This window comes from Pseudomonas sp. BN515, from assembly GCF_029873155.1.
GTDB lineage: Bacteria > Pseudomonadota > Gammaproteobacteria > Pseudomonadales > Pseudomonadaceae > Metapseudomonas.
Genome location: NZ_SSOH01000077.1, coordinates 54,917 through 75,853 on the forward strand (window position 1 = coordinate 54,917; position 20,937 = coordinate 75,853).

Consider the following 20,937-nt stretch of genomic DNA (forward strand, 5'->3'; position numbering starts at 1 on the left):
TTCCCCTCCCCGGCGCGGGCTCCGATCTGCTCCCCGTTCAGTGGGAAACGCGTGTCGAGATCGGGACCTTCACGGTGTCCTGACTATCAGCATCCATTCCGCACATCTCGTCATGCACCACGTTGTGCACCAGGTGGAACGGCAGGTCCGGGAACTCTTGGAGCACCTCCCGTGCATGCTCAACCGAGCGCAGGTGCGTGGCATGGCCTTGACCATCGTCCAGATGGTGGGAACGGCCGTCGATCCGTGCTTCCAGCAGATAGATACCCCCTTCCAGGGAGATCAGGTTGATTTCTTCGACGTGCCCGGCACGGGCATGGCTGGTGAGGTCGTGCAATTTCATGGCTTCGCCCTCGCGCGCTGTACACCTCAAATCTAATGCACAGGGCCGGCAGCAGACGGCAGAAACGCAACCGCCCGTCCGCTTTTCAGCGGACGGGCGGCCTGGGAGGGAGGTAAAGCGAGAATCAGTGGTCGTGCTTGGTCATCTTGTCCAGGTAGCCCATGGCGAAGGCCGAGATGACGAAAGTCATGTGCAGGACCACGTACCACATGATCTTGCCGTTATCGATGTTCTGCGCGTCCATGAAAATACGCAGCAGGTGGATCGAGGAGATCGCCACGATGGAGGCCGCCACCTTCATCTTCAGCGAGCCGGAGTCCATCTTGCCGAGCCAGCTCAGCTTCTCCTTGTCGTCGTCGATGTCCAGTTGCGAAACGAAGTTCTCGTAGCCAGAGATCATCACCATCACCAGCAGGCCGCCCACCAGGGACATGTCGATCAGCGAGAGCAGCACCAGGATCAGGTCTGCCTCAGTCTTCTCGAAGACGTGCGGCAGGATATGAACGATCTCCTGGAAGAATTTAAGGGTCAGTGCCAGCAAGGCCAGGGACAGGCCGAAGTAGATCGGAGCCAGCAGCCAGCGCGCGGCGTACATCGAGTTTTCTAGAAAGCGTTCCATGGCTTCTCGTAGTCAGTAAAAAACCGGCCGCGAGTATAACGAGGTGTTTCCTACAGAAAAATAATGGCCACGCCGGAGGAAATATCCCCAAACACTGTGGATAAGTCTGTGCACGAGCACTGGAACGTCGCGCGAACGCCACTCCCCGCGCTGACGGGCAGCCGCTGCTCAAAAGCTGGTCAACCAACCCCGTCAGCTTTCGGGACGGAACTGGCAGTCGCCCAGGCCTCGACAGCGCGTACCGTTGATGCGTCGCAGCTCACCTTGCAGGTGCAGCCGCCAGATCGGCGGGTCGTGGGCTTCGGTGTAGCCCTGCTCCGCCAGGCAGTCGGCAATCGCGGAGAGCACCGATTCCGCCACGAGAGGCCCGTGGAATGGGCCCTGGGCTTTGATCGCCGAGGGTTGTTCCCCCGACATTCCCGCCGCACAGAGCAGCGTCCAGAGTCCATTCTCTCCCGCCAGCGGACGGATCACACACTCGATCCGAGTCACCAGTCCCAGGCATTGGCGGGTAAGGCAGAGGTTGCGCGTCATGGCGGCTTTCCTCGCAGGGGCCTGATTTCAGCCTACACCCGAGTTTGGACCTGCGAAAGCGCGACGCTTATCCACGCAAACTGTGGATAACCCTGTGAACAGGGTGAGGGAAACGCGAAGGGAGGCCGATTGCGCGTGCCTCCCTAACCGTTGTTCGGTGACTGACCAGCCACGCCGGGAACACGCCCCGGCATGACCGGTCAGGGGATCGTTCAGGACGGTCCCTGGGTCTTGTCCGGAGCCGGCGCCTTGCCGGGTTCCTTCTTGGGCCCCTTGCGCGCCGGCTTGGGCGGCGCTGCAACCTTGGCGACCACTTCGGCGATTTCCTGGGTGGGCGCCGCTTTCTCCTCTTCTTCCAGCCCCATCTCGGCGATTTCCCGCAGGCGCGCGACCACACGGGCGTTGACGCTGCCTTCGGGGAACTGGCCCTTCTCGTCAGGCACACCGGCCGGCTCGCCCACCAGCAGGCTCAGAGCCTCGTCGGCCTGGCGCACTGCGTAGACATGGAAGCGCCCCTTGCGCACCGCATCCAGCACGCGCTCGTCGAGCATCAGCGTGGTGACGTTGGCGTGGGGGATGATCACCCCCTGTTCGCCGGTCAGGCCGCGGGCCTCGCACAGGCGGAAGAAGCCCTCGATCTTCTCGTTGACCCCTCCCACTGCCTGTACCTCACCGAACTGGTTGATCGAGCCGGTGATGGCGAAGCATTGCTTGAGCGGGGTGCGCGACAGCGCCGAGATCAGGGTGCAGGCCTCGCCGAGGGAGGCGCTGTCGCCGTCCACGTAGCCGTAGGACTGCTCCAGGGCGATGCTCGCGGAGATCTCCAGGGGGAATTCCTGGGCATATCGACTGCCGAGGTAACCGGTGAGGATCATCACCCCCTTGGAGTGGATCGGCTGGCCAAGGTTGACCTCGCGCTCGATGTCGACGATGCCCGAGCTACCGGGATAGACGGTCGCGGATATCCGCGCCGGCACGCCGAAGGCCGAGTCGCCCACTTCCAGCACGGTCAGGCCGTTGCACTTGCCCACGGCGGCGCCAGCGGTGTCGATCAGGATGACGCCCGCCAGCATGTCGTCGAGGATGCGTGCGGATACGCGGCCCGTGCGGGTGGCCTTGGCTCGGAGGGCGCGGTCGATGTGATCGGCGTCAGTCAGGGGCTCATTCGCCAGCTGACGGATGAAGTCCGCTTCGCTGACCAGTTGGAACAGATCACCGATTCGCGCCGACAGACGCCCCTGGTGCTCGGCCAAGCGTGCGCTGTAGGTCGCCAGGCGGGCCACGGCGGCCGCAGTGAGGGGCGCCATGCCCTCTTCGGAGGTGCGGGTCTTCAGCAACTGGGCGAATTGCTCCAGGCTGTCGTCCGACAGGGCGATTTCCTCGTCGAAGTCCACCAGCACGCGGAACATCTCCTGGAAGTCGGGATCCAGGTCCTGGAGTGTGTAGTAGAGCTGGCGCGAACCGATGATCACCACCTTGACCTGCAGCGGGATCACCTGCGGCGTCAGGGTGACGGTGGCCAGGCGGCCGAGTTCCGCCAGAGGCGACTCCATCTTCAGCTTGCGCGATTGCAGGGCACGCTTCAGGGCATCCCAGACAAAGGGCTCGCTTAGTAGTTTTTCCGCCTCCAGGATCAGGAAACCGCCATTGGCCCGGTGCAACGCACCTGGGCGCAACTGGCGATAGCTGGTGTAGAGGGCGCCCTGGTCGGTGCCGTACTCGATACGGCCGAACAGGTTGTCGTAGGTGGGATGCGGCTCGAACACCACGGGAGCGCCACCGCTGGCGTGATGGCCAACGACCAGGCTGGGGCAGTACTGCTCTTCCAGAATCTCACGGCGCTGGGCGTCCGGCTTGTCGTCCAGTAGCTGGTCCACCACCGTTTTCAGCAGGTTCACCTGCATGGCCTGCAGATAGGCCACCACACCGGCGTTTTCCGCGTACTTCTCCGAAAGCGGCGACAGCAGCGGCTGCAGGGCCTGGGTGATGGTTTCCTCGTTGAGCTGGCGCAGCTGGTTGCTGGACTCGCGCTTCCACTGCGGCAGGCTGGACAGCTCCTCGTTCAGGCGCTCCTCCAGCATGGAAATGTCGTCATGGAAGCGCTCGCGCTCGGCTTCGTCCAACTGGGCGAAGTCCGCCTCGTCCAGGGCCTTGCCATCTTTCATCGGGGTGAAGGCAATGTTTGCGCTGTCGCGGTAGAGGGCGACGTCCTTCTCCAGGGCGACGCGCTCGATTACATCCAGGGCACGGTCGTAGCGCTGGTTGAAGGCGCGATCGATGGCGCTCTTCTTCTGCTGGAAGGTGGGGGTCTCGAATACCGCCGGGAAGGTGGACAGCAGGTTATCCACCAGATGCTCGATGTCACAGACGAACCCGCTCGCTTCGCCCGCCGGCAACTGCAAGGCCCGCGGCTCGCGAGGCTCTTCGAAGTGGTTGACGTAGAGCCAGTCCGCCGGGGTTTGCAGGCGCTTGCCCTCGGCCTTGAGATAGCGTTTGACGAAGGAGAAGCGGCCAGTGCCCGGTTCCCCCATGACATAGACGTTGTAGCCCGGACGCGGCATGGCCACGCCGAACTGCAGGGCCTCCACCGCGCGTTCCTGGCCGAGTACACCCCGGAAGGGCTCCAGGTCTTCGGTACTCTTGAAGTTGAACTGATGGGGCTCGAACGGACGGGTCAGCGCATCGGGCGCCAGACGCAGGCTGGCAGCGAAGGAGTCAGACATCGAGTGTCCTTAGTGGCTCGGCAAGAAAGCGATGGCCGCATTCTGGCGCCGCCCTGACATCACTGGCAAGGCATTGCGCCAGGGGTTGTCAGTGCTCCCGGTCGGCACAGTCCAGGCAGTACTCGGCGGCAGGCAGTATCGCCAGGCGCGCAGGCTCGATGGCCTCGCCGCAACGCTGGCAATAGCCGTAGCTTCCGTCTGCCAGGCGCAGCTTGGCCATGCCCACGCGGCGCAGGGCGGCCTCGGTCTCGACGAGGATGGCAGTCAACACTTCATCGTTCTCGCGCTCCCCCGCCTGCTCGGCGAAATCCGGCGAGTGACTGCTGGCCAGGTCTTCACGAATGGAGTTGGCGCGGGCGGTGTACTCCGCTATCAGGGCGTCGAGAGCCGCCCTCGGGTCGGTTGCTGTCATGCTGGAATCTCCCCAGTTCTCACTCTAAGTGTGGACGCTGTAACGCAGCCTGCATCCCACCCGTGCAAACTTGCGCAAATGCACGTCTTAACCTTGCTTGACACCCGCCCTGGCCTTCCCCAAAGCTCCGCCCGTCGAACCTCTCATGAAGAAGAGCTGCGCCCTTGAAACGGATTTTCCCGTACCTCGCCCTGTGCACCTGGATGACCGCCCACGCAACTCCCCAAATCCCTGCTGAACGCCTGCAGACACTGGCCAGCGATCCCTACTGGATCGCCCTGGGGCATTACGAGACGGGCAAGCTGGGCGGCTGGCGCAGCTACGTGGACGATCCCGACTTCTTCCTCGCCGAGGACGGGCCGAGCAACCCGGAAGCCGAACTGCGCGCCACCCTGGAGGCGATCTACGCCCCGGAAGGTCAAGGCGACAAGCACCCGCAGTGCACCTACCCGGCACGTACCCGCTGGTTGCGCGAGCAGCTCCAGCTCAGCGGCCTGCCGCAGCCGGACTGCAGCGAATTCAAGACCTGGTACGCCGACGTCAACCCGCACAGCACGGTGCTGGTCTTCCCCGCCGCCTACCTGAACAGCCCCTCGTCCATGTTCGGCCACACCCTGCTGCGCATCGACCAGCCGGACATCCACGAAAACAACACGGTGATGCTCAGCTACGCGCTGAACTTCGGCGCCTTCATCGAAGGTGCGGACAACAGCATCCTCTACGCCTGGAAGGGCCTGATGGGCGGCTACCCCGGCCTGTTCGCCCTGGTGCCCTATCGCGACAAGCTCAAGGAATACAGCCGCCTGGAGAACCGCGACCTCTGGGAGTACCGCCTGAACCTCACCCCGGAGGAAACCGGGCGCATGGTCGAGCACGTCTGGGAACTCAAGCAGATTCGCTTCGACTACTACTTCTTCGACGAGAACTGCTCCTACCGCCTGCTGGAGCTGCTGGAAATCGCACGCCCCGGCATCGAACTCACCGAGCAGTTCCCGATTACCGCCATCCCCACCGACACCGTGCGCGCCATCAAGCAGGCCGGCCTGGTGGAATCCATCGACTACCGTCCCTCGCGGGAAAAGGAACTGCTGGCCCGCGCCGAGCCGCTGGACGACGCCGAACAGCAATGGGTATTGCAGCTTGCCGACGACGAGAAACTGCTCGACGACCCGGCGTTCCTCGCCCTGCCCGCCCCACGCCGCGCCCTGATCCAGGACGCTGCCTTCCGCCTGGTGCGCTACCGCTCCACCGGCGAAGACCGCACCCGCGAGATCGCCACCCGCAGCTTCAAGCTGTTGCAGAGCATCAATCGCAATCCGCCGCCGGAGCTGGAAGTGGAGCGCCCTGGCCTGCCCGAGGAAGGCCACGAATCGCGCACCTGGCAACTGGGCGCGGGCACCCGCGAGGATCGCGCCTTCGCCGAGTACGGCCTGCGCATGGCCTACCACGATCTCAACGACAATCTGTCCGGCTTCCCGCTGGGGGCGCAGATCGAGATCCTCCAGCTCAAGCTGCGCCAGTACGAGGACAACCACTGGCAGCTGCAGCGCCTGGACCTCGCCACCATCCGTTCCCTGACCCCGCGCGGTGAATTGCTCAAGCCCCTCTCCTGGCAGGTTGCCGGCGGCCTGGAGCGTGTACTGGGCGAAGATGGCGACGAACGCCTGGTGAGCCACCTCAACGGTGGCGTCGGCGGCTCGTGGAATCTCGGCGAGGACGCCCTCGGCTTCGCCATGGCCACCGCCCGCATCGAGCACAACGAAGACTTCGCCCCCTTCGTCGCCACCGCTGCCGGCTTCAACACCGGCCTGCTCTGGCACAACCCGCTGGGTACCACGAGCCTGGAAGCTGCAGGCGACTACTTCCACAACGGCGAAGTCCGCCGCCGGTTGTCCCTCAACCAGCAATGGGAAATCTCCCGCGACCTCGGCCTGCGCCTGACCGCACAACGGGAGTTCAGCCAGCTCGCCGCCCCGGTGAACGAAGTGATGCTGGAACTGAAGTGGTACCACTATTGAGTGGCCAAGCTTTACCTTGTAGGAGCGAATTCATTCGCGAATGAGTTCGCTCCTACGGATTTCACTACCCCGCACCACCGGTAAGATGCGCGCCCGGCCCGCCACAACGGGCCCAGAATGGTTATCCACACCCTCGTCAGGCGATGCAGATGAACACCAACGGTTCCCAATTGCTGGAAGTTTCCAACGGCAAGCCGATCAAGCTCTGGACCCAGGGCGTGCCGGTGGAAGACGAAGCCCGCCAGCAGTTGATCAACACGGCCAGGATGCCCTTCATCTTCAAGCATCTGGCGGTGATGCCCGACGTGCACCTGGGCAAGGGCTCGACCATCGGCAGCGTGATCCCGACCGTGGGCGCCATCATCCCCGCCGCCGTGGGCGTGGATATCGGCTGCGGCATGATTGCTGCCCTCACCTCCCTGCGCGCCGCCGACCTGCCGGACAATCTTCACGGTCTGCGCAGCGCCATCGAACGCGCGGTGCCCCACGGCAAGACCTTCGGCCGGCACGACCAGGGCGCCTGGGACAACGTGCCGGATGCCGCCGACCAGGCCTGGCGGCCCCTGGCAAGGCGCTTCAAGGCCATCACCGCGAAGTACCCGCGCCTGGAGAAGACCAACAACCGCCATCACCTGGGAACACTGGGCACCGGCAACCACTTCATCGAGGTCTGCCTGGACGAGGCCGACCGCGTCTGGTTCATGCTGCACAGCGGCTCGCGCGGGGTGGGCAATGCCATCGGCACCCTGTTCATCGAGCTGGCCCAGGCCGACATGCGCCAACACATCGCCAACCTGCCGGACCGCGACCTGGCCTACTTCGAGGAACGCAGCAGGCACTTCGACGACTACGTGGAAGCCGTGGGCTGGGCCCAGGACTTCGCCCGGCAGAACCGCGCCCTGATGATGCAGGCGGTGATCGACGCTGCCCGCAAGGTGCTCAAACGACCCTTCGACGCCAGCCTGGAAGCGGTGAACTGCCACCACAACTATGTGCAGAAGGAATGGCACTTCGGCCGCGAAGTGCTGGTGACGCGCAAGGGCGCGGTGTCGGCGCAGAAGGGTGAGCTGGGCATCATTCCCGGCTCCATGGGCGCGAAGAGCTTCATCGTCCGCGGACTGGGCAACGAAGAAGCGTTCTGCTCCTGCAGCCACGGCGCCGGTCGCGCGATGAGCCGTGGGCGGGCGAAGAAACTGTTCACCGTGGAAGACCAGGTCCGCGCCACCGCCCATGTGGAATGCCGCAAGGACAAGGATGTGATCGACGAGATCCCGATGGCCTACAAGGACATCGACGCCGTGATGGCGGCCCAGCGCGACCTGGTGGAAGTGGTGCACACCCTGCGCCAGGTGGTCTGCGTCAAGGGCTGAAGGCCTTGACGCTTTGATCACATCGCCAGCGCTAGACTTCCGGTAATACACCCCAGTCGCGCGTGCGCCCGCCTTTTGGTGCACGGGAGCCTACCTATGGCGTCACGTCACGCCGTCCTTCTCGCCCTCCTGCTCACCGGCCTGCTCGCAGGCTGCGAATCCACCCACGACCATCTGATCGCCCAAGGTTACCCACCGGCCTTCGCCGACGGCTTTGCCGATGGTTGCAGCAGTGGTCGCCAGGCGGCAGGAGTGATCAGTGGCGAGTTCCGCAAGAACGTGCCGCGCTATCTCAAGGATGCCAACTATGCCGAGGGCTGGAGCGACGGCTTCCGCCAGTGTCAGGCGCAGGTGCAGAGCGAGGAACAGCGCGAATACGAGGAATGGCGCCGCGATCGGGAGGATGTCGAGTGGCAGAGAAATCGGGGCAACGCCATGGGGAGGGCGCTGCATCCGGATTGAAGCAGAACTGGATTACGGCATCTGTGGGAGCGATTTCAATCGCGAATGAATTCGCTCCCACAGGATCAACGAGTCACCGTTACACCACACCCTGCGCCAGCATGGCGTCGGCGACTTTCACGAAGCCGGCGATGTTGGCGCCCTTCACGTAGTTGATCCGGCCGTTCTCTTCGCCGTAGCTCACGCATGCGTGGTGGATGTTCTGCATGATGCCGTGCAGGCGCTGGTCCACCTCGCCGGCGGTCCAGTGCAGGCGCATGGCGTTCTGGCTCATTTCCAGACCGCTGGTAGCCACGCCGCCGGCGTTGGACGCCTTGCCCGGGGCGAAGAGGATGCCCGCCTCGAGGAACAGGTCCACCGCCTCGAGGGTCGACGGCATGTTGGCGCCTTCGGCCACGCAGATGCAGCCGTTGGCCAGCAGCGCGCGGGCGTCTTCACCGTTCAGCTCGTTCTGGGTCGCGCAGGGCAGCGCGATGTCGCAAGCCAGCGACCAGGGACGCTGGCCGGGCATGAAGCGCAGGCCCGGTGCACTCAGTTCGCTGAGGCGTCCTCGGCGGACGTTCTTCAGCTCCATCAGCTCTTCCCACTGTTCCTGGGTCAGGCCGGCTTCGGCGAACAGGGTGCCCTCGGAGTCGGACAGGGAAATCACCTTGCCGCCCAGCTCCATCACCTTCTGCGCCGCGTACTGGGCCACGTTGCCAGAACCGGAGATGGCCACGCGCTGGCCGTCGAAACCGCGGCCCATGCCCTTGAGCATCTCCTGGGCGAAGTACACGCAGCCGTAACCGGTGGCTTCGGGGCGGATCAGGCTGCCGCCGTAGGCCAGGCCCTTGCCCGTGAGGACCGAGGTGAACTCGTTGGACAGGCGCTTGTACTGGCCGAAGAGGAAGCCGATTTCACGGGCGCCGACGCCGATATCACCGGCCGGCACGTCGAGATCGGCACCGATGTGACGGTACAGCTCGCTCATGAAGGACTGGCAGAAGCGCATGACTTCCGCGTCGCTCTTGCCCTTGGGGTCGAAGTCCGAGCCGCCCTTGCCGCCGCCCATGGGCAGCGAGGTCAGGGAATTCTTGAATACCTGCTCGAAGGCGAGGAACTTCAGCACGCCCAGGTTCACCGACGGGTGGAAGCGCAGGCCGCCCTTGTACGGGCCGATGGCGCTGCTCATCTGCACGCGATAACCACGGTTCACCTGCACACGGCCGGCATCGTCGACCCACGGCACCCGGAACAGGACGGCACGCTCCGGCTCGACGATCCGCTCGATGATGCCGGCCTCCAGGTACTTCGGATTGGCTTCAAGGAATGGCCAAAGGCTGCGCAGGACCTCTTCCACCGCCTGATGGAACTCAGGCTGGTCGGGGTCGCGCTGCTTCAGGCGCTGCAGGAATGCGTCGACGGATTGCGTCATGTTTCTCACCATTTTTCTTTTGTGAACAATTTATGGCGCGAGACTCTACCAAGCTGGCCAGCACCTCGATAGGGCAAAGTGACGCATATCTGAATCTTTTTGGTGCATTACATGTAAATGGCGCTACGAAAAAGAAATAACACCGCATGAAATCGCTGATTTCAGGTTTTTCCCCTCAGATTGCTCCAAGCAACCTGATGCACCATTTCGCAGCCACGCCGCACCATGACGGACCACTGCACGCCACGAGCGGCCCGTTTTCACCCGGAGCACTCGCACTATCAGCGCAATTGGATACAAGCCGGCCATGATGAGGCCGGGGCAGGCAATGTCTCAGCGCTCCGCCGACTCCCGCAGCACCTGCCGGGGATTGATGCCCAGCTCGCTGCGCTTGCCGCGCATCACCACCACGCCATGGTCCGGCAGGGAGTGCCAGACATCCTCGGTCACGCAGACACCCACACCCATGGCGGCATCGTCCAGCACCAGCTCCACACGGAACCGGCAACCCAGGCCGCCAGACTCCTTGCCCAGCACGCGGGCGGCGAATTCGGCGTCCTCACCCAGCCATTGGGTATAGAGCGCGGCAGCGGGTACCTGCAGGGCACCCCAGACCACGAGCACCAGCAACGACCCTAGGGTCAGGTGCAACTGCCAGCGGGCGGCATCGGTTTCCAGCCCGAACAGGGTGCTGAAGCGCTCGCGCCGGGCCAGCCAGGCATAGAGCCCAGCCCCCAGAGCCAAGGAGCAGGGAACGGAAACCACCTTCCAGGCGGGAGAGGGATAGAAGGAGAAATACAGGCCACAGACCCCGAACAGCGCCAGGGAGGAGAGCCAGAACAGGTAGTGGTTGAATCCTTTCATCGAACCTCCAGAAACGACAACGGAGCCAAAAGGCCCCGTTGTCTGCGATGCCTGCCCGGTAAAGTTACTGGGCGAGCTTCTTGTAACGCACGCGGTGCGGCTGGGCGGCAGCCTCGCCGAGGCGTTTCTTGCGGTCCGCTTCGAACTCGGTGTAGTTGCCTTCGAAGAAGTTCACCTTGCCGTCGTCCTCGTAGGAGAGGATGTGGGTGGCGATACGGTCCAGGAACCAGCGATCGTGGGAAATCACGATGGCGGCGCCGGGGAAGTCCAGCAGCGCTTCTTCCAGCGCACGCAGGGTTTCCACGTCGAGGTCGTTGGACGGTTCGTCGAGCAGCAGCACGTTGCCGCCCTGCTTCAGGGTCAGGGCCAGGTGCAGGCGACCACGCTCACCACCGGAGAGGTCCTTGACGAACTTCTGCTGGTCGGCGCCCTTGAAGTTGAAGCGGCCGACGTAGCTGCGCGACGGAACTTCGTAGTTGCCGATCTTGATCTGCTCGAAGCCGTCGGAAACCTGCTGCCAGACGGTCTTGGTGCCTTCCAGGCTATCGCGGCTCTGGTCGACGCTGGCGATTTGCACGGTTTCACCGATCTCGATGCGACCGGAGTCCGGCTGCTCCTTGCCGGTGAGCATGCGGAACAGGGTCGACTTACCGGCACCGTTACCGCCGATCACGCCGACGATGGCGCCTTTCGGAATGCTCAGGGACAGGTCGTCGATCAGTACGCGATCGCCGTAGCCCTTGGTGACGTTGTGCAGCTCGATGACCTTGTCGCCCAGGCGCGGACCGGCCGGGATGTAGATCTCGTTGGTCTCGCTGCGCTTCTGGAATTCCTGCGACTGCATTTCCTCGAAGCGTTGCAGACGGGCCTTGGACTTGGACTGACGAGCCTTGGCGCCCTGGCGCACCCACTCCAGTTCAGCCTTCATGGCCTTGGCGTGGGAGGCTTCCTGCTTGGCTTCCTGGGCCAGGCGGTTGGCCTTGGATTCCAGCCAGCCGGAGTAGTTACCTTCGAACGGAATGCCGTGGCCGCGGTCCAGTTCGAGAATCCAGCCGGCAACGTTGTCGAGGAAGTAACGGTCGTGGGTAATGGCTACCACGGTGCCCGGGAAGTCATGGAGGAAGTGCTCCAGCCAGGCGACGGAGTCGGCGTCCAGGTGGTTGGTCGGCTCGTCCAGCAGCAGCATGTCGGGGGCGGACAGCAGCAGGCGGCACAGGGCCACGCGGCGCTTCTCGCCACCGGAAAGGTGTTCGATCTTCGCGTCCCACTGCGGCAGGCGCAGGGCGTCTGCGGCGACTTCCAGCTGGCGCTCCAGGTTGTGGCCATCGGAGGCCTGGAGGATGGCTTCCAGCTTGGCCTGCTCGGCGGCCAGGGCGTCGAAGTCGGCGTCCGGCTCTGCGTAGGCAGCGTAGACCTCGTCCAGGCGGGCCTGGGCCTGCTTGATTTCGCCCACCGCCTCTTCAACGATGTCGCGCACGGTCTTGGTCGGATCCAGCTTGGGTTCCTGGGGCAGGTAGCCGACTTTGATGCCAGGCATCGGGCGGGCTTCACCATCGATCTCGGTGTCCACCCCGGCCATGATGCGCAGGAGGGTCGACTTACCCGCGCCGTTCAGGCCGAGCACGCCGATCTTGGCGCCCGGGAAGAAGGACAGGGAAATGTCTTTGAGGATCTCACGCTTCGGGGGCACGACCTTGCCGACCCGGTGCATGGTGTAGACGTATTGAGCCATGACTGACCTTGGTGCTGTGACGAATGTGGAATAAGGCGGGGAGCGACAATCAGGGAACAGGCGCTCCCGCGCGCGTGCGGCAAAGCTACCGGAATGCGCCGGGGAGGGCAAACGACGCTCGTCGGTCGTACTGGCACTTTGCATGCCTTCAAGGCATGCTAGCCGGTCCGCGGCCCCCTTGGCCCGGGACGCCCCGTCACCTGCCCAATGAGCAGTAGCAGGAACGCCATTAGTGCCAGCCAGCCCACTCCCTCCCGCCCAGCCCGAGCAAGGACAGCCCCTGGCCAACGCTCCTGCGCGTAGCTCGGTCAAGGGCCTGCTGGGCGGCCTCGTCCTGCTGATGCTGGCCCTGCTGCTCTGGCAGCTGCACCAGGAGTACCGCCAGTTGCAGGACGGCGCCCGGGAGCGCAACTACACCCTCACCCGCGAGCTGGCCAGTCACCTTGAGCTAGTCATGCAGATGAAGGCGGACGCCGTGCTCGCCCTGCTCCGCCAGCAACCGCCCCACCCAGAGGGCGAAGACCGGCAGCTGGCGGAAATGGACCTGCTGCGGCCCATCCTGCCATCGATTACCAGCCTGGCCTGGCTCAATCCCAACGGCGGCGTGCTGGCGGACACCCAGACCAACAGTGACGACGCCCTGTTCCTCGCCGACCTGGTCCAGCGCGGTGAAGGCCAGACCTACCACTACGCCTTCAGCCCCCAGGGCCGCGGCCAGGTCTACCTGATCCTGCGCCAGTCCCCCCTGCCCGAGCCCAGCGGCTACTGGGCCCTGCGCCTGGATGCGGAAGCCATCCGCACCTGGCTGCTCAAGCATGAAGACCGCGACTACCGCTGGCTGCTGGAAGACCACTTCCTCCAGCGGGTCCTGGCGCAGAGCGGCAAGCTCAGCCGCAGCAGCCCCATCGTGATGCCGGTGACCGCCGAACAGGAGGCGCAGACCATCCTCGTCTCGCCCCTTGGCCACAGTGATTGGCAACTCCGCGCCCTTCACGACGAACGCCAGGTGCGCACCAACCTGCTGCCCGAACTGCTCAGCAAGTTGCTGCTGTTCCTCATCAGCGCCAGCCTGGCGCTGATCGCCCTTTACTACCTCCAGCGCGAGCAGCGCGGCCTGCTCGAACTCAACAACGCCTCGCGGCGTTCCCTGCGCCAGGCGGCAAGCGCCCTCGGTGTGATCGAGGAGCGCGTGCTGGTGACCCAGGTGGACGGGCGCCTGAGCTACCTCAACCCGCAGGCCGAAGCCATGTTCGGCATCAGCGGCGAGGCCGCCCAGAACCACCACCTGCAGGCCTTGCTGCCGGGCCTGGACCCATTGCTGCTCAATGCTCCCGGCCTGGACCACGAGTTGGGCTCGGACCTGGTGCAATTCAAGCACGGCAGCGAACAGCGCCTGCTGGCCGTGACCCGCAACGACCTCAACGACGGCGCCCAATTGCTCGGCTACGTCTGGGTACTGCGCGACGTGACCGAGGAGCAGCGTGCCCTGCGAGTGCTGCAGGAAACCCGGCGGCGCTACCAGGACATCTTCGAAGGCGGGGGCATCGCCCTCTGCGTGCTCGACCTCGCCGACCTGCGCAAGCACCTGATCCAGCTGGGCCTGCTCGACCGTGCCGGCCTGGCCGCGTGGATCAGGGACAACCCGCAACAGCACGGCGAGCTGCTGCACCGGCTGCGGATCACCGAGGTCAACCAGGTGGCCATGCACCTGCTGGGCGTCAGCAGCAGCGAGCAGGCCTGGCGGCAATTGATCGGTTCCCATCCGCTGCATGAAGGCGGCATCCGCTTTCAGCTGATGGCGGCCCTGCTGGGCGGCAAGAAGCACCTGGAGATGGAGAGCCAGATCGTCACCGCCCAGGGCCAGATGCGGCACATCTGGCTGGTGCTGCACCTGCCGGACATGGTCGAGGACCTGGAAGCGGTCACCCTGAGCATCAACGACATCACCAGCCGCAAGGAGGTCGAGCTTTCGCTGATCGAGCGCGAGCGCTTCTGGTCCGACGTGGTGCTGGCGCTGCCCGATACCCTCTATGTGCACGACATCGTCAACAAGCGGGTGATGCTCACCAACAACCGCCTCGGCCCGCAGTTGGGCTACGACCGCGAAGACATCCGCAATATGGGCGAGCGCTTCTGGGAAGAGGTGCTGCACCCGGACGACGCCGAGCAGTACTGGCGCATGCGCAGCCTGCAGCAGGTGGTGGGCGACGGCCTCCTGCTGCAATGCCAGCTGCGCTGGCGGCACAAGGACGGCACGTGGCACTGGTTCGACATCCGCGAACAGGCCCTGGCCCGCGACGAGCAGGGGCGCGTCAGCCGCCTGATCGGCGTGGCCAAGGACATCACCGAGCAGATCGAGGCCACCGAATCCATGCGCGAGAGCGGACGCCGCTACCGCATGCTGGCCGAAAGCATCAGCGACGTGATCTTCACCACCAACAGCGAACTGCAGCTCAACTACGTCAGCCCCTCGGTACAACCGGTTCTCGGCTACAGCGCCGACTGGGCAATCGCCAACGGTTTCCACGGCATGGCCGCCGACCCGCGGCAGATGCTCGACCTGTTCGAGCAGTTGGAGCAGGTCCGTAACGCCCTGGGCAACCCGCAACGCCTGGCCGAATTGCGCAGCCAGATGCCGTCGCGGCTGTTCCTCTTCGACTGCATGCGCGCCGATGGGCAGAAGATCCCGGTGGAACTGCGCACCATGCTGATGTGGGACGAGTACGGCCGCTTCGAAGGCATGCTCGGCGTCGGTCGCGACATCAGCCAGCAGCGCCGCGCCGAGAAGGAAATGCGCATGGCGGCCACGGTGTTCGAGCACTCCACCTCGGCCATCCTGGTCACCGACCCGGCCGGATATATCGTCCAGGTCAACGAAGCCTTCTGCCGCATCACAGGACACAAGGCCCAGGATGTGCTGGACCAACTGCCAGCCGTGCTCACCGCCGACCGCCAGCAGGCCAACCAACTCAATTTCATCCTCAGCCAGCTCAACCAGCGCGGCAGCTGGGAAGGCGAGATCTGGCTCAAGCGCCGCGAAGGCGACAATTATCCAGCCTGGGTCGGCATCACCGCGGTGCACGACGAGGATGGCGACCTGGTCAGCTACGTCTGCTTCTTCAGCGACATCAGCGAGCGCAAGGCCAGCGAGCAGCGCATCCACCGCCTGGCCTACTACGACGGCCTGACCCACCTGCCCAACCGCACCCTGTTCCAGGATCGCCTGCACACGGCCCTGCAGTACGCCGAGCGTCACCAGGAATGGGTGGTGCTGATGTTCCTCGACCTCGACCGTTTCAAGCCGATCAACGACTCCCTCGGCCATGCCGCCGGCGATCGCATGCTCAAGGACGTCGCCGTGCGCCTGGCGGCCTGCGTCCACGAAGACGACACCGTGGCGCGCATGGGCGGCGACGAGTTCACCCTGCTGCTGCAACCGCGCGCCACCCGCGAAGGTGCGTTGAACCGCGCCATCCATGTCGCCGAACAGATCCTCGACAGCCTGGCCAGGCCCTTCGTCCTCGAAGGCCGCGAGTTCTTCGTCACCGCCAGCATCGGCATCGCCCTCTCGCCCCAGGACGGCCGCGAGCTGAGCCAGCTGATGAAGAACGCCGACACCGCCATGTACCACGCCAAGGAACGCGGCAAGAACAACTTCCAGTTCTACCAGGCGGACATGAACGCCCGCGCCCTGGAGCGCCTGGAGCTGGAAAGCGACCTGCGTCATGCGCTGGAACAGGGCGAATTCCTGCTCTATTACCAGCCGCAATTCTCTGGCGACGGCCGGCGCCTGACCGGTGTCGAGGCGCTGCTGCGCTGGCGCCACCCCAAGCGCGGGCTGGTGCCGCCCGGGGAATTCGTGCCGGTGATGGAGGAGCTCGGTCTTGTGGTGCAGGTGGGCGACTGGGTACTCAGCGAAGCCTGCCGCCAGCTCAAGGCCTGGCACCTGGCGAAGATGCGCCTGCCGAAGATCTCGGTGAACATCTCCGCCCGCCAGTTCGCCGATGGCCAGCTTGCCGAGCGCATCGCCGCCATCATCGAAGACAGCGGCCTGCCGCCGGCCTGCCTGGAGCTGGAGCTGACCGAGAGCATCCTGATGCGCGACGTGGGCGAAGCCATGGAGATCCTGGAGAACCTCAAGCGCCTCGGCCTGTGCATCGCGGTAGACGACTTCGGCACCGGTTACTCATCGCTCAACTACCTCAAGCAGTTCCCCATCGACGTGCTGAAGATCGACCGCAGCTTCGTCGACGGCCTGCCGGACGGTGAGCGCGACGCGCAGATCGCCCGCGCCATCATCGCCATGGCCCACAGCCTGAACCTGGCAGTGATCGCCGAAGGCGTCGAATCCCACGCGCAGCTCAACTTCCTCCGCGAACACGGCTGCGATGAAGTGCAGGGCTACCTGTTCGGTCACCCGGTGCCGGCAGCGCAGTTCGAGCGGTTGTTCGGCACCAGCGCCAACTTCATCCTCAGCTGATTCGCCCCGCCGCATTCGTCGCCATCGGCGCACCGCGCTGAATGAGGGCCACTTGTCTGTCACATGACCGACCTTCATATGCCAGCCAGCGACCGATCAGGTAGAATGCGCAGCTTTCCTAGCACCGATCCTTAAGAGGACCGCCATGTTCAGCCGTGATTTGACCCTCGCCCGCTACGATGCCGACCTGTTCGCCGCCATGGAGCAAGAAGCCCAGCGCCAGGAAGAGCACATCGAGCTCATCGCCTCCGAGAACTACACCAGCCCGGCGGTGATGGAAGCCCAGGGCTCCGTGCTGACCAACAAGTACGCCGAAGGCTACCCGCACAAGCGCTACTACGGTGGTTGCGAGTACGTCGACATCGTCGAGCAGCTGGCCATCGACCGCGCCAAGGAACTGTTCGGCGCCGACTACGCCAACGTCCAGCCGCACTCCGGCTCCCAGGCCAACAGCGCCGTATTCCAGGCCCTGGTACAGCCGGGCGACACCGTCCTCGGCATGAGCCTGGCCCACGGTGGCCACCTGACCCACGGTGCTTCCGTGAACTTCTCCGGCAAGATCTACAAGGCTGTGCAGTACGGCCTGGACACCGCCACCGGCCTGATCGACTACGACGAAGTCGAGCGCCTGGCCGTTGAGCACAAGCCGAAGATGATCATCGCCGGCTTCTCCGCCTACTCCCAGGTCCTGGACTTCCCGCGCTTCCGCGCCATCGCCGACAAGGTAGGCGCCTACCTGTTCGTCGACATGGCCCACGTGGCCGGCCTGGTTGCCGCTGGCGTCTACCCGAACCCGCTGCCCTACGCCGACGTGGTCACCACCACCACCCACAAGACCCTGCGCGGCCCGCGCGGCGGCCTGATCCTGGCCAAGGCCAACGAAGAGATCGAGAAGAAGCTGAACTCCGCCGTATTCCCCGGCGGCCAGGGTGGCCCGCTGATGCACGTGATCGCCGCCAAGGCCGTGTGCTTCAAGGAAGCCCTGCAGCCTGAGTTCAAGGCTTACCAGGAGCAAGTGGTGAAGAACGCCCAGGCCATGGCCCAGGTATTCGTTGACCGCGGCTTCGACGTGGTTTCCGGTGGTACCCAGAACCACCTGTTCCTGCTGTCCCTGATCAAGCAGGACATCACCGGCAAGGATGCGGACGCTGCCCTGGGCCGCGCCTTCATCACCGTGAACAAGAACTCCGTGCCGAACGACCCGCGCTCGCCCTTCGTCACCTCCGGCCTGCGTATCGGCACCCCGGCTGTCACCACCCGTGGCTTCCAGGAAGTCGAGTGCCGCGAGCTGGCCACCTGGATCTGCGACATCCTGGAGAACATGGGCGACGAGTCCGTGATCGACCGCGTTCGTGACCAGGTCAAGGCTGTCTGCGCCAAGCTGCCGGTTTACGGCAAGTAAGCGACAGCGCAACGAAAAAGCCCGGCGTATGCCGGGCTTTTTCTTGGCCGCATGAAAATCACAGCGCCGTGCGCGACGCCTTGATCTGCTGCCACAACGCATCGACCCGCGCCTTCTGCTCCGGCGTCAGGCGCTCCAGGAAGTAGAGGCGCTTGCGCTCGGCCTGGTTGGGCACCAGCATCGGCTGTTCCTTGGCCAGCCGCGCCATTTCCGGCGAGTCGGCCTTGAGTGACGAGTAGAAATGCGATGCCAGGGCATTGCGCCGAGCGTTATCCGGCTGCAGGAGATAGTCGATGAAGCGGTAGGCGAGGTCCGGCCGCGAGGCGTTGGTGGGAATGGCCAGGCTGTCGATGAACACCAGCGCGCCTTCATCGGGAATCCGAAAGCGCAATGCCGGATTCTTCGCCGCCGCCGTCAGCGCATGTCCGACCCAGGCCATGGCCACGCAGAGCTTGCCGCTGGACAGGTCGGTGACATAGCCGTCGTTGTCCAGATTGCGGAACTGCCCCTGCATGGCCAGCAGTTGCTTGCCCGCCTGGTCGATCTGCCGGGTGCCGCCCTTGCTCAGGTTACGGCCACGGTAGTTGAGCCACAGTGACAGGGTTTCCTCCGGCGCATCCAGCATCCCCAGGCCGCAGCTCGCAAGACGCGAGCGCTGCTGCTCGTCGAAGAGCAGGCTCCAGCTGTTCGGCAAGGCACCGCCGAACGCTGGTTCGGCCAGAGCCGGGTTGCTCACCATCCCAACCGAACCCCAGAGATAAGGCACGACATAGCGGTTCGCCGAATCGAATCCGGCCAGCATGGCCAGGAGCGCCGGGTCCAGGCTGTTGGCATGGGGCAGCTGGGAGAAATCCAGAGGCTGCAGACTTTTTTCGCCAATCAGCCGGGCCAGCTGGAAATGCGACGGCACCACCAGGTCATATTGCGTCGTCCCGGCCAGGGCCGCGTCCAGCTCGGCGGCGGTGCTGAAGGTGGTGTACTCGACACGGATGCCGCTCTCGCGCTGGAACGCCGCCAGCACTTCGGGCTCGATGTAGTTGGTCCAGTTGTAGACCCGCAACACCTCTTCGGCCTGAACGAATCCGGCCAGCGACGTGCACAGCAACAGGCAGAACATCTTCTTCATGGTTCCCTCCAGCCCTGCTCCCATGAGGGCTGGAAGGATTAGAAGGCTCACCCCGGATGCTGTCATGGCCGTGCCTGCCAGACGCTTGTGTCTGGCTGCCGGATTGTCGGGATTGCGCGCCAGGTCGCACTGAGCCAGGGAAGCGAAGTCACGTAGGGTCTTGTGCCTGGTCGCCAGACCAATCACGTGGTTGAGGCAGCGTCCACGCCAGGCATGAAATCGCCCTCAAAAAAAAAACGCCACGACAATGCGTGGCGCTCCTTGCCTCTGCTTCTCAGCTCAGCAACAACGCACAGGCCGTCCTTTTCCGCCGCCATAACGCGCCTCCTGGCGCTCGCGGAAGAATTCCTCGTAACTCATCACCGGCTTGTCCGGATGCTTGCGCTGCATGTGCTCGACGTAATTGTCGTAGTCGGGCATGCCCACGAGCATGCGTGCGGCCTGCCCGAGGTACTTACCCATGCGGCTGAGGTCATTGAACATGGTGCCCTCCTCAGGCTTCCGGGATCGGCTGGAACGGCGATTCCTTGTCGGTGCGCTCCGGTTTCATCCAGGCATTGCGGCCCACCTTGATGGCGTAGAACAGCACACTCAGCACCACGAAGAGGAACAGCGCGGTCAGGGTCGCATTGGTGTAGGCGTTGAAGATCACGTTCTGCATCTGGCCGATGTCCTTGGCCGGCGCCAGCACCTGCCCCGCAGCCAGGGCGTCGCTGTATTTCTTGGCCAGGGCCAGGAAGCCGACGGCGGGGTTCGGATCGATGAGTTTGATCACTCCGGCGGTGGTGGTGCAGATCAGCAGCCAGGTGGCCGGGATCAGGGTCACCCACACATAGCGTTGGCGCTTCATCTTGATCAGCACCACGCAACCCAGCATCAGGGCGATACCGGCCAGCATCTGGTTGGAGATGCCGAACAGCGGCCACAGCGTGTTGATGCCACCCAGCGGGTCGATCACGCCCTGGTACAGCAGCCAGCCCCACAGGGCCACGCAACCGGCGGTGGCGATGACGTTGGCGGTCCAGGACTCGGTCTTCTTCAGGGCCGGGACGAAGTTGCCCAAGAGGTCCTGCAGCATGAAGCGACCGGCGCGGGTACCGGCATCCACGGCAGTGAGGATGAACAGCGCCTCGAAAAGGATCGCGAAGTGGTACCAGAAGGCCATGGTGTTCTCACCCGGCAGCACCTGGTGGAGGATCTGCGCGATACCCACGGCCAGGGTCGGCGCACCGCCGGCACGGGCCAGGATGGTGTGTTCGCCAATGTCCCTGGCGGTCGCCTCCAGTTGCTCGGGGGTGATGGCGAAGCCCCAGTTGCTCACCGCTGCCGCCACACTGGCGACATCCGCGCCGACCACGGCCGGCGGGCTGTTCATGGCGAAGTACACGCCCGGCTCGATCACCGAGGCGGCGACCATGGCCATGATGGCGACGAAGGA

The 20,937-nt window shown here is 64.4% G+C and carries 16 protein-coding genes; 5 read left to right on the plus strand and 11 right to left on the minus strand.

What is annotated here, in order from left to right; genetic code table 11:
* Positions 1-37: 37 nt before the first annotated feature.
* The 5 genes from E8E91_RS21345 to E8E91_RS21365 form a co-directional block, all read right to left on the minus strand.
* A complete protein-coding gene (locus E8E91_RS21345; RefSeq protein ID WP_280378594.1) occupies positions 38-343 on the minus strand; it encodes a DUF6482 family protein in 306 nt (101 codons plus the stop codon).
* 124 nt (positions 344-467) lie between these two features.
* Positions 468-962: a TIGR00645 family protein gene (locus E8E91_RS21350; RefSeq protein WP_151131826.1), complete on the minus strand. Its 495-nt coding sequence runs from the start codon at positions 960-962 to the stop codon at positions 468-470.
* A gap of 192 nt (positions 963-1,154) precedes the next feature.
* Entirely contained in the window at positions 1,155-1,496 is a 342-nt protein-coding gene (locus tag E8E91_RS21355; protein ID WP_190826960.1) for a hypothetical protein, read from the minus strand.
* 212 nt (positions 1,497-1,708) lie between these two features.
* A complete protein-coding gene (locus E8E91_RS21360) occupies positions 1,709-4,219 on the minus strand; it encodes an AAA family ATPase (RefSeq protein ID WP_280378596.1) in 2,511 nt (836 codons plus the stop codon).
* Positions 4,220-4,307: 88 nt separating this feature from the next.
* On the minus strand, positions 4,308-4,631 hold the full coding sequence (locus E8E91_RS21365) for a TraR/DksA family transcriptional regulator (protein WP_280378598.1): 324 nt from the start codon (positions 4,629-4,631) through the stop codon (positions 4,308-4,310).
* A 203-nt stretch (positions 4,632-4,834) separates the two neighbouring features.
* Here E8E91_RS21365 and E8E91_RS21370 point away from each other — a divergent pair, with 203 nt between their 5' ends.
* The 3 genes from E8E91_RS21370 to E8E91_RS21380 all read left to right on the plus strand — a co-directional run bounded on the left by E8E91_RS21370 (position 4,835) and on the right by E8E91_RS21380 (position 8,481).
* The gene (locus E8E91_RS21370; protein ID WP_280378613.1) at positions 4,835-6,649 is read left to right on the plus strand and encodes a DUF4105 domain-containing protein; all 1,815 of its coding nucleotides are present in this window, start codon (positions 4,835-4,837) and stop codon (positions 6,647-6,649) included.
* 149 nt (positions 6,650-6,798) lie between these two features.
* A complete protein-coding gene (locus tag E8E91_RS21375) occupies positions 6,799-8,019 on the plus strand; it encodes an RtcB family protein (protein ID WP_280378600.1) in 1,221 nt (406 codons plus the stop codon).
* A 96-nt stretch (positions 8,020-8,115) separates the two neighbouring features.
* Positions 8,116-8,481, plus strand: a complete 366-nt coding sequence (locus E8E91_RS21380; protein ID WP_280378602.1) for a hypothetical protein — start codon at positions 8,116-8,118, stop codon at positions 8,479-8,481.
* Positions 8,482-8,560: 79 nt separating this feature from the next.
* On the opposite strand, the gene gdhA is transcribed toward E8E91_RS21380, so the two are convergent.
* From gdhA to ettA, 3 genes are all read right to left on the minus strand, one after another.
* Positions 8,561-9,895: an NADP-specific glutamate dehydrogenase gene (gene gdhA, locus E8E91_RS21385; protein ID WP_280378603.1), complete on the minus strand. Its 1,335-nt coding sequence runs from the start codon at positions 9,893-9,895 to the stop codon at positions 8,561-8,563.
* A 333-nt stretch (positions 9,896-10,228) separates the two neighbouring features.
* Positions 10,229-10,759: a hypothetical protein gene (locus E8E91_RS21390; protein ID WP_280378605.1), complete on the minus strand. Its 531-nt coding sequence runs from the start codon at positions 10,757-10,759 to the stop codon at positions 10,229-10,231.
* A gap of 64 nt (positions 10,760-10,823) precedes the next feature.
* A complete protein-coding gene (gene ettA, locus E8E91_RS21395; protein WP_280378607.1) occupies positions 10,824-12,491 on the minus strand; it encodes an energy-dependent translational throttle protein EttA in 1,668 nt (555 codons plus the stop codon).
* Positions 12,492-12,831: 340 nt separating this feature from the next.
* On the opposite strand from ettA, the gene E8E91_RS21400 reads away from it, so the two are divergent.
* Positions 12,832-16,971 carry an EAL domain-containing protein gene (locus tag E8E91_RS21400; RefSeq protein ID WP_280378614.1) on the plus strand — a complete coding sequence of 1,380 codons (4,140 nt, stop codon included), beginning with the start codon at positions 12,832-12,834 and terminating at the stop codon, positions 16,969-16,971.
* Between the two features lie 145 nt (positions 16,972-17,116).
* Complete coding sequence (glyA, locus tag E8E91_RS21405; protein WP_280366892.1) at positions 17,117-18,373, plus strand: serine hydroxymethyltransferase; 1,257 nt, start codon at positions 17,117-17,119, stop codon at positions 18,371-18,373.
* Positions 18,374-18,431: 58 nt separating this feature from the next.
* Here the strand turns inward: glyA and E8E91_RS21410 are convergent, their stop codons facing one another.
* The 3 genes from E8E91_RS21410 to E8E91_RS21420 all read right to left on the minus strand — a co-directional run.
* Positions 18,432-19,499 (minus strand): extracellular solute-binding protein, encoded by a 1,068-nt coding sequence (locus E8E91_RS21410; RefSeq protein ID WP_280378608.1) that lies wholly within the window; start codon positions 19,497-19,499, stop codon positions 18,432-18,434.
* Between the two features lie 279 nt (positions 19,500-19,778).
* Positions 19,779-19,982 carry a YbdD/YjiX family protein gene (locus tag E8E91_RS21415; RefSeq protein WP_190826939.1) on the minus strand — a complete coding sequence of 68 codons (204 nt, stop codon included), beginning with the start codon at positions 19,980-19,982 and terminating at the stop codon, positions 19,779-19,781.
* Positions 19,983-19,992: 10 nt separating this feature from the next.
* On the minus strand, positions 19,993-20,937 hold a 945-nt coding region (locus E8E91_RS21420; protein WP_280376561.1), incomplete at its 5' end, for a carbon starvation CstA 5TM domain-containing protein.

What these genes read in the sequence shown, in the direction of transcription:
- E8E91_RS21345 (WP_280378594.1), bottom strand. Translation starts at nt 343, where the DNA reads ATGAAATTGCACGACCTCACCAGCCATGCCCGTGCCGGGCACGTCGAA.
- E8E91_RS21350 (WP_151131826.1), bottom strand. Translation starts at nt 962, where the DNA reads ATGGAACGCTTTCTAGAAAACTCGATGTACGCCGCGCGCTGGCTGCTG.
- E8E91_RS21355 (WP_190826960.1), bottom strand. Translation starts at nt 1,496, where the DNA reads ATGACGCGCAACCTCTGCCTTACCCGCCAATGCCTGGGACTGGTGACT.
- E8E91_RS21360 (WP_280378596.1), bottom strand. Translation starts at nt 4,219, where the DNA reads ATGTCTGACTCCTTCGCTGCCAGCCTGCGTCTGGCGCCCGATGCGCTG.
- E8E91_RS21365 (WP_280378598.1), bottom strand. Translation starts at nt 4,631, where the DNA reads ATGACAGCAACCGACCCGAGGGCGGCTCTCGACGCCCTGATAGCGGAG.
- E8E91_RS21370 (WP_280378613.1), top strand. Translation starts at nt 4,835, where the DNA reads ATGACCGCCCACGCAACTCCCCAAATCCCTGCTGAACGCCTGCAGACA.
- E8E91_RS21375 (WP_280378600.1), top strand. Translation starts at nt 6,799, where the DNA reads ATGAACACCAACGGTTCCCAATTGCTGGAAGTTTCCAACGGCAAGCCG.
- E8E91_RS21380 (WP_280378602.1), top strand. Translation starts at nt 8,116, where the DNA reads ATGGCGTCACGTCACGCCGTCCTTCTCGCCCTCCTGCTCACCGGCCTG.
- gdhA (WP_280378603.1), bottom strand. Translation starts at nt 9,895, where the DNA reads ATGACGCAATCCGTCGACGCATTCCTGCAGCGCCTGAAGCAGCGCGAC.
- E8E91_RS21390 (WP_280378605.1), bottom strand. Translation starts at nt 10,759, where the DNA reads ATGAAAGGATTCAACCACTACCTGTTCTGGCTCTCCTCCCTGGCGCTG.
- ettA (WP_280378607.1), bottom strand. Translation starts at nt 12,491, where the DNA reads ATGGCTCAATACGTCTACACCATGCACCGGGTCGGCAAGGTCGTGCCC.
- E8E91_RS21400 (WP_280378614.1), top strand. Translation starts at nt 12,832, where the DNA reads ATGCTGGCCCTGCTGCTCTGGCAGCTGCACCAGGAGTACCGCCAGTTG.
- glyA (WP_280366892.1), top strand. Translation starts at nt 17,117, where the DNA reads ATGTTCAGCCGTGATTTGACCCTCGCCCGCTACGATGCCGACCTGTTC.
- E8E91_RS21410 (WP_280378608.1), bottom strand. Translation starts at nt 19,499, where the DNA reads ATGAAGAAGATGTTCTGCCTGTTGCTGTGCACGTCGCTGGCCGGATTC.
- E8E91_RS21415 (WP_190826939.1), bottom strand. Translation starts at nt 19,982, where the DNA reads ATGTTCAATGACCTCAGCCGCATGGGTAAGTACCTCGGGCAGGCCGCA.